This is a genomic window from Streptomyces sp. NPDC004542 (genome assembly GCF_040610035.1).
GTDB lineage: Bacteria > Actinomycetota > Actinomycetes > Streptomycetales > Streptomycetaceae > Streptomyces.
Genome location: NZ_JBEXLP010000165.1, coordinates 1 through 7,251, shown reverse-complemented (window position 1 = coordinate 7,251; position 7,251 = coordinate 1). Strand labels below are relative to the sequence as shown.

Below are 7,251 nucleotides of genomic sequence, written 5' to 3'. Positions count from 1 at the left end.
GGCCGGCGCCGCCGGACACCCGGATCCCGCTGGTGCGCGACGTGATGGACGTGCCCGCCGCCTGTCTGCGTGACGACCTGCCGTACCGCGACATCGCCCGCCTGCTGGCGCGCGAGCGGGTCGGCGCCGTCCCGGTCGTGGACGCCGAGGACCACGTGGTCGGCGTCGTCTCGGAGTCCGATCTGCTGGCGAAGGTGGCCTTCGAGGCCTCCGGTCACCGGCCCGGACCCATCGGAAGGCTGCGCGAACGACGGCTGCACGGCAAGGCGCGCGGTGAGACGGCCGCCGACCTGATGACGAGCCCGGCGGTCACGGTGCTGCCGGGCGCGACGGTCGCCGAGGCCGCCTGGCTGGCCGCGCTGTCCCGGCTCAGGCGGCTCCCGGTCGCCGACGGCGCGGGCCGTCTGGTCGGTGTCGTGCGCCGCGACGCGCTGCTCCAGGCCCTCATCAGGGACGACGCGGGGATACGCGCGGAGGTCGAGGCCAGGATCGAGGCCTGTTGCCCGCCGCGGGACCGGGGGACGGTCGAGGTGGCCGTCCATGACGGCGTCGTGGAACTGACCGGACGGATGCCGTCGGCCACCTCGGCCCGGCTGGTCGCGGAGGTGGAGGACATCGCCGACGTCGTCGAGGTGAAGAACCTGCTCACCGCCGTCTGAGCCGTCCGACGGAGAGCACCGAAGAGCACCGGAGAGCACCGGAGAGCACCTGCGGGCCGCCCGATCCGAGGTTCGCAGGGCTTCCTACCGCACACCCGCTCCCCGGGTGAGGTCGAACTCGACGTCCACCACGCCCTCGACGGCTCGCACCAGGCGCGCGGCCACCGGCACCAGAGCGGTGTCGCGGACCTTGCCCGTCAGCGTGGCGACTCCGTCGTGCACGTCGACCTCGACGGACGAGGACGGCGGCGAGAAGAGGGACGACACGATGTCGTGCCGGATCTCCTCGGCGATGTCCTCGTCGTCGCGCAGGAAGACCTTGAGCAGGTCGGCGCGGCTGATCATGCCCTGCAGCAGACCCGTCTCGTCGACCACGGGCAGCCGCTTGACCTTCTCGCGGGCCATGATCCGCGCGGCCTCGGCCAGGCCGGCGTTCGCCCGGACGGTGATCGCGGGTGAGGACATCAGGTCCCCCGCGGTCAGTGCGCCGGCCTTCGCCACGTCGGCGGGCCGGCGCACCAGCGCGTACCCCTCCTCGGGGCTGTCCCGGAGTTCCTCGGTGGGCAGCAGGTCGGCCTCGGAGACCACGCCGACGACCCGTCCCTCGCCCTCGAGCACGGGGAGGGCGCTGATCTTCCAGTCCTGCATCATCTCCACGATCACCTTGAACGAGGCCCGCCGGCCGACGGAGGCGACGGTGTGGGTCATGACATCGCTGACGCTGCGCGGGGTGCCGTACATCAGGTCTCCTTCGGTTGGCCGGGACGGTCGCGGCGCGAGCCGGCGGGGCCGGGGGCGGCGGACACGGCCGGCCAGGTCAGTGCACGGGTGATGTCGGAGAGGGTGAGGATGCCGACGAGGCGGCCCTCGTCGAGGATCAGGGCGCGGCGCAGCGGACTCGTCTCCAGGCGGGGGAGCAGGTCGAGCACGGGTTCCCCGGGGGCTGCCACCACGACGTCGCCGAGGGGACGCATCACGTCGCGGACCGTCGTGCCCGCACGGGCCTGCGGCGGCGTCGCGTCGATCTGCCGAAGGGTGAGCACGCCGCCCACCGAGCCGTCGGCCGCGAGCACCGGGAACGCGGAGTGGCGGTAATGGCCGAAGGGTCCCTCGGCCAGGAAGCCGGCCAGGGTCGCCGTGGCCGGCACGGTGACCGGGTTCGGTGTCATGACCCGGCTGACCGGGACACCGCCGAGCAGGTTGCGCATCTCCGCCTGGCGGGCCTCCGCGGTGGCCGCGGCGATGAGGAACCAGCCGATCAGCGCCGGCCACAGGCCGGACAGGTCACGCCCGTACAGCACGGCCACGAACCCGGCGACCACCAGGAGCCAGCCCAGCGCCCGGCCCGCCGACGACGCGCCCCGGGTGGCCCGCAGCCGGTCGCCGGTGCGGTGCCACAGGAAGGCGCGCAGCAGCCGTCCTCCGTCCAGCGGCGCGGCGGGCAGCGCGTTGAAGACGGCGAGCAGCACGTTGATCGCGGCGAGCCAGGCGAACGCCTCGACCACGAGCCCGGACACGTGGAGCGCGTCGAGTCCCGCGGCCACGCCCGCGAGCACCCCACCGGCCAGCAGGCTGGTGAGCGGGCCCACCCCGGCGATGCGCAGCTCCGCGGCCGGCGTCGGCGCCTCGTCGTGCAGGCGGGCGGCGCCGCCCAGCATCCACAGGGTGATGCCGTCCACCCGGACGCCGTTGCGGCGGGCGACCACGGCATGCGCCAGCTCGTGCACCAGCAGGGAGCCGAGGAAGACGACGGCGGTCAGCAGGGCGAGGGCCCAGTACACGGCGGGGGCCTGACCGGGGTGGGCCGCCGGGAACCGGCCGCGCGCCAGCGCGACCGTCACCAGGGCGAAGATGACCAGGACACTCCAGTGCAGGCCGACCCGCACGCCGGCGATCCGGCCGAGGGACAGCGTCTCGTTCATGCAGTCCATCGTCCTGCGCCGGTCGTCTCGCGGGCAGGGACCGATGGGCTCGAAACAGGGACGATCGGCCTGGGGTGCGACGACTCGTCGCCCCCGCGGTTCAGCCGTCCTGCGGCGCCTCGTCCCGCGCGGTGAGCAGGACCCCTGTGATCAGGTCGGGATGGATGCGGACCGCGTGGTCCGTGCCCGGCTGCGCCGCCCAGGGCTCCAGCAGCGCCCGGATGCGCACCAGTTCGCCGGGATCGGTCACCGGCCGGGCGTAACCGGTGACCACCACGCTCCAGCCGAGATGCGTGTCGGGGTCGATGACGTCCGCCTCGTAGGCGACGACGACACCGGTGCGGTCAGCCGGTCCGGCCTGGCAGGTGAGGCCCGATTCGTCGTGGGTGCGGATGACGATGTCGCCGCCGTCGAGGACGTGGTTGACCGGACGCACGGTGGGCAGGGCCTGCCGGGTGAAGACGATCCTCCCCAGAGAGACGCTGCCGAGCAGCCGCAGCGCCTCGGCACGGTCGAGGTCGATGCGCCGGCGTGGCGGGCGGTCGTTACGGATCATGGCTGGCTTCTTCGCTGACTGGCCGGCTTCCTCGCGGGTGTGCCGCTTCCCGCCGGCCGGCTTCGGGACGCCCTCCGCTCGGCGAGCGGCGGAGCGAGACGCGGGCGGAGCGACGCCGCGGGGGATCGGCGCCGCTCCTGCATTCACCGTCGCCCATTTCTTCCTCCTCCTCCAGTGCCGGTCGGGCCTGATCGAATGGGCCGGACGGCCCCGCCGCCGGAGCTCACCTGCTGTCGCTCGGGTCCGTGCCGTCGAGCGCGGCCCGGCCCGCCTCCAGTCGGGCCACCGGGACCCGGAACGGCGAGCAGGAGACGTAGTCCAGGCCGGCCCGGTGGAAGAAGTGGATCGACTCGGGGTCGCCGCCGTGTTCGCCGCAGACGCCGGTCTGCAGGCCGGGGCGGGCGGCCCGGCCCTCCTCGACGGCGATCCGGACCAGCCGGCCCACTCCCTCGTGGTCGAGCGTCTCGAACGGCGAGGCGGTGAACACGCCCTTGTCGAGGTAGGCCGAGAAGAACGCGGCCTCCACGTCGTCGCGGGAGAAGCCCCAGGTGGTCTGGGTGAGGTCGTTGGTGCCGAAGGAGAAGAACTCCGCCTCCTGCGCGATCCGGCCGGCCGTGAGCGCGGCCCGGGGCAGCTCGATCATCGTGCCGACGGGGCAGTGGACGGGGATGCCGGTCTCCGCGGTGACCTCGTCCAGGACCCGTGTCACGTCCTCGCGGGTGAGCCGGAGCTCCTCGACGGCGCCGACGAGCGGCACCATGATCTCGGCCCGCGGGGATCCGCCGGCGCGGGTGCGCTCGACGACCGCCTCGGCGAGCGCCCGCACCTGCATCGTCACCAGTCCCGGCACCACCAGTGCGAGCCGCACGCCGCGCAGCCCGAGCATCGGGTTCTCCTCGTGCATCCGGTTCACGGCCTCGAGCAACTCCACGTCGTGCTCGTCCGGCCGGCCGCCGGCGGCCTCGGCGGCGGCGATCCGCACGGCGAGGTCGGTGCGGTCGGGCAGGAACTCGTGCAGCGGTGGATCCAGCAGCCGGACGGTGACCGGCAGGCCGTCCATCGCCTCCAGGATGGCCGCGAAGTCCTCGCGCTGGAGCGGCAGGAGAGCCGCCAGGGCCCGGTTCCGCTCGGCGTCCGAGCGGGCCAGGATCATCTGTTCGACGAGCTTGCGCCGCTCGCCGAGGAACATGTGCTCGGTGCGGCACAGTCCGATGCCCTGCGCCCCGAACCGCCGGGCGCGTGCCGCGTCCTGCGGGGTGTCGGCATTGGCCCGCACCTCCAGCCGGCGCACCGAGTCGGCGTGGTCCAGAGCACGGGCGACGGCCGTGACCGTGCTGTCCGTGTGCTCCCCGGTCTCCAGGTAGCGCATCGTCGCGGAGGCGACCAGCGGGACCGCGCCCGCGTACACGGCACCCGTGGATCCGTCCACCGAGATGACGGTGCCCTCGTCGACCACCGTGCCGTCCCTGGTGGTGAAGCGTCGCGCCCCGGTGTTGACGGTGATGTCCTGGGCGCCGCACACACAGACCTTGCCCATGCCACGGGCGACCACCGCCGCGTGGCTGGTCTTGCCGCCGCGGCCGGTCAGCACCGCGCGCGCGGCGACCATGCCGGGCAGGTCGTCGGGCGTGGTCTCCTCCCGCACGAGCACGACCCGCTCGCCGGCCGCGGCCCGGCGTACTGCCTCCGCGGAGTCGAAGACGGCCGCGCCGACCGCCGCGCCGGGGGAGGCCGGTACACCGTGAGCGAGTACGTCTCCCGTCGCGCCGGTGTCGAAGCGGGGGAACATCAGTCGTGCCAGTGCGTCGCCGCTGACCCGGGCCAGGGCCTCGTCGGCCGTGACCAGTCCCTCCTCGACCAGTTCGGCGGCGATGGCGAAAGCGGCCTCGGCGGTGCGTTTGCCCACCCGGGTCTGCAGCATCCACAGGGTGCCGCGCTCGATGGTGAACTCGATGTCGCACAGGTCGCGGTAGTGCCGTTCCAGGGTCTGGGCGTGATCGCGCAGTCGTCGGTACGAGCGCGGGTCCAGCCGTTCCAGCTCGGCGAGCGGCACAGCGTCCCGGACGCCCGACACGACGTCCTCGCCTTGCGCGTCGGACAGGTAGTCGCCGTACAGGCCCGGGCGACCGGTCGCCGGATCGCGGGTGAACGCGACGCCGCTGCCGGAGCCCGGACCGAGGTTGCCGAACACCATGCGCTGCACGGTGACCGCCGTGCCCAGGTCGTCCGGGATGTGCTCGCGCCGCCGGTACAGGCGGGCGCGCTCGGCGTTCCAGGACCGGAAGACGGCGAGGACCGCCTCCTGCAACTGCCGGGCGGGGGACTGCGGGAAGTCCTGGCCCGTCTCGTCGCGGATCACGCTCTTGTACGTCTCCACCAGCCAGGCGAGGTCACCCGCGTCCAGGTGCAGGTCGTCGGGGGCCTCACGGGCCTCCTTGAGCAGGGTCATGGCCTCCTCGAACAGAGCCGGATCGACTCCCATCACCGTGCTGCCGTACATCTGGACGAGCCGGCGGTAGGAGTCCCAGGCGAAGCGCTCGCTGCCGGACACCTTGGCCAGGCCGAGCACGGAGTCGTCGTTCAGGCCGATGTCGAGGACCGTCTCCATCATGCCCGGCATGGAGAAACGCGCTCCGGAGCGGACGGAGACCAGCAGCGGATCGTCCGGCTGGCCGAGCAGCCGCCCGGCGGCGGTCTCCAGTGCCGACAGGTGGCGGGAGAGCTCCGCCGACATGCCCTCCGGTTCCTCGCCGGTGGCCAGGAAGCTGCGGCAGGCCTCGGTGGTGACGATGAACCCCGGTGGCACCGGCAGGCCCAGCCGGGTCATCTCGGCCAGGTTCGCACCCTTGCCGCCGAGCAGGCCGGCCAGGTCGCGTCCGCCGTCCTGGAAGTCGTAGACGTAACGGCTCATGACGCCTCTTTTCGGCTCCGGGGTCTCCTACGTCTCCAGCGTCGGACGGACTGGGCCGCCGAAGGAGGTGCTCTCCGGCCCCAGGGGTGGGCCGACCGGCCCCCAAGCGCGGCCGCGGCCGCGGTGGGCGTGATCCGGGGCCGACGAGCGGTCCACGGCGGGCGCGTACCGGGTTTCACTGCGGGCGAATATTGGGCAAACCAGACAATTCATCGGTTTCCGTCGTGAGCGTCGAGGGGACTTGAGGAGCGTGGTGGCAAGCCCGGATGAGCCCCGCGTATCGCTGCCGCAGCTGAAGCTCGACGAGCTGCTGGAGGAGCTGCAGGCGCGGATCAACGCGGCCCGGGGCACCCGGGACCGGGTGCACAGCCTGCTGGAGGCGGTGCTCGCCGTCGGCCGGGAGCTGGACCTGGAGCAGGCCCTGCACTCCATCGTGGAGGCGGCCGCCGCCCTGGTGGACGCGGAATACGCGGCTCTCGGCGTCATCGGACCGGACGGTGTACGGCTGTCCGCCTTCTACACGGTGGGCGTCACCGAGGAGGAGATCTTCCGGATCGGTCCGTACCCGGAAGGCCACGGCATCCTCGGCGAGCTGATCCGGCACCCGGAGCCGCTGCGGCTCGCGAAGATCGCCGAGCACCCGGCCTCGCACGGCCTGCCGCCGAACCATCCGCAGATGAACAGCTTCCTCGGGGTCCCGATCCGGGTTCGCGACCAGGTCTTCGGCAATCTCTACCTGACCGAGAAGCGTGGCGGCGCGCAGTTCGACGAGGAGGACGAGTCGGTGCTGTCGATGCTGGCGGTGGCGGCCGGGGTGGCGATCGACAACGCGCGGCTGTACGAGGACTCGCGGCTGCGCGAGCGCTGGCTGCGGGCGAACGTGGAGATCACACACAGCCTGATGTCGGGCGGCGAACGTTCCGAAGTCCTGAGCCTGATCGCCGAACGGGCCCGGGAGAACACGGTCTCGGCGCTGGCGGCGGTCGCGATGCCCATGGAGGACGACGGATCCCTCGCCGTCGAGATCGCCGTGGGCATGGACGCCGAGGCGCACCGGGGACTGGTGCTCCCCCTGCGCCGGACCCTGATGGGACTGGCGTACTCCGCCGCCGCCCCGGTGGCCAGCGAAGACGTGGCCCACGACGCACGGATCTCCCAGGAGCCGCCGCGCTTCGCCGGACTCGGCCCGGCCGTCGCCGTCCC

General features: G+C 73.1%; 6 protein-coding genes. 2 read left to right on the top strand and 4 right to left on the bottom strand.

What is annotated here, in order from left to right; all coding sequences use genetic code 11:
- On the top strand, positions 1-659 hold a 659-nt coding region (locus tag ABZX30_RS37425; RefSeq protein ID WP_355942714.1), incomplete at its 5' end, for a CBS domain-containing protein.
- A gap of 84 nt (positions 660-743) precedes the next feature.
- Here ABZX30_RS37425 and ABZX30_RS37420 read toward each other — a convergent pair.
- The 4 genes from ABZX30_RS37420 to ppdK form a co-directional block, all read right to left on the bottom strand.
- A complete protein-coding gene (locus tag ABZX30_RS37420) occupies positions 744-1,400 on the bottom strand; it encodes a CBS domain-containing protein (RefSeq protein WP_355942711.1) in 657 nt (218 codons plus the stop codon).
- Entirely contained in the window at positions 1,400-2,581 is a 1,182-nt protein-coding gene (locus tag ABZX30_RS37415; RefSeq protein WP_355942708.1) for a site-2 protease family protein, read from the bottom strand. Before ABZX30_RS37415 ends, ABZX30_RS37420 begins: the two co-directional genes overlap by 1 nt.
- Before the next feature lie 100 nt (positions 2,582-2,681).
- Positions 2,682-3,137: a pyridoxamine 5'-phosphate oxidase family protein gene (locus ABZX30_RS37410; protein WP_355942705.1), complete on the bottom strand. Its 456-nt coding sequence runs from the start codon at positions 3,135-3,137 to the stop codon at positions 2,682-2,684.
- Between the two features lie 223 nt (positions 3,138-3,360).
- Positions 3,361-6,048 carry a pyruvate, phosphate dikinase gene (gene ppdK, locus ABZX30_RS37405; protein WP_355942702.1) on the bottom strand — a complete coding sequence of 896 codons (2,688 nt, stop codon included), beginning with the start codon at positions 6,046-6,048 and terminating at the stop codon, positions 3,361-3,363.
- 253 nt (positions 6,049-6,301) lie between these two features.
- On the opposite strand from ppdK, the gene ABZX30_RS37400 reads away from it, so the two are divergent.
- Positions 6,302-7,251, top strand: a 950-nt coding sequence (locus ABZX30_RS37400) for a GAF domain-containing protein (RefSeq protein ID WP_355942699.1), incomplete at its 3' end; no start/stop codon positions are given.

What these genes read in the sequence shown, in the direction of transcription:
- ABZX30_RS37410 (WP_355942705.1), bottom strand. Translation starts at nt 3,137, where the DNA reads ATGATCCGTAACGACCGCCCGCCACGCCGGCGCATCGACCTCGACCGT.
- ppdK (WP_355942702.1), bottom strand. Translation starts at nt 6,048, where the DNA reads ATGAGCCGTTACGTCTACGACTTCCAGGACGGCGGACGCGACCTGGCC.
- ABZX30_RS37420 (WP_355942711.1), bottom strand. Translation starts at nt 1,400, where the DNA reads ATGTACGGCACCCCGCGCAGCGTCAGCGATGTCATGACCCACACCGTC.
- ABZX30_RS37415 (WP_355942708.1), bottom strand. Translation starts at nt 2,581, where the DNA reads ATGAACGAGACGCTGTCCCTCGGCCGGATCGCCGGCGTGCGGGTCGGC.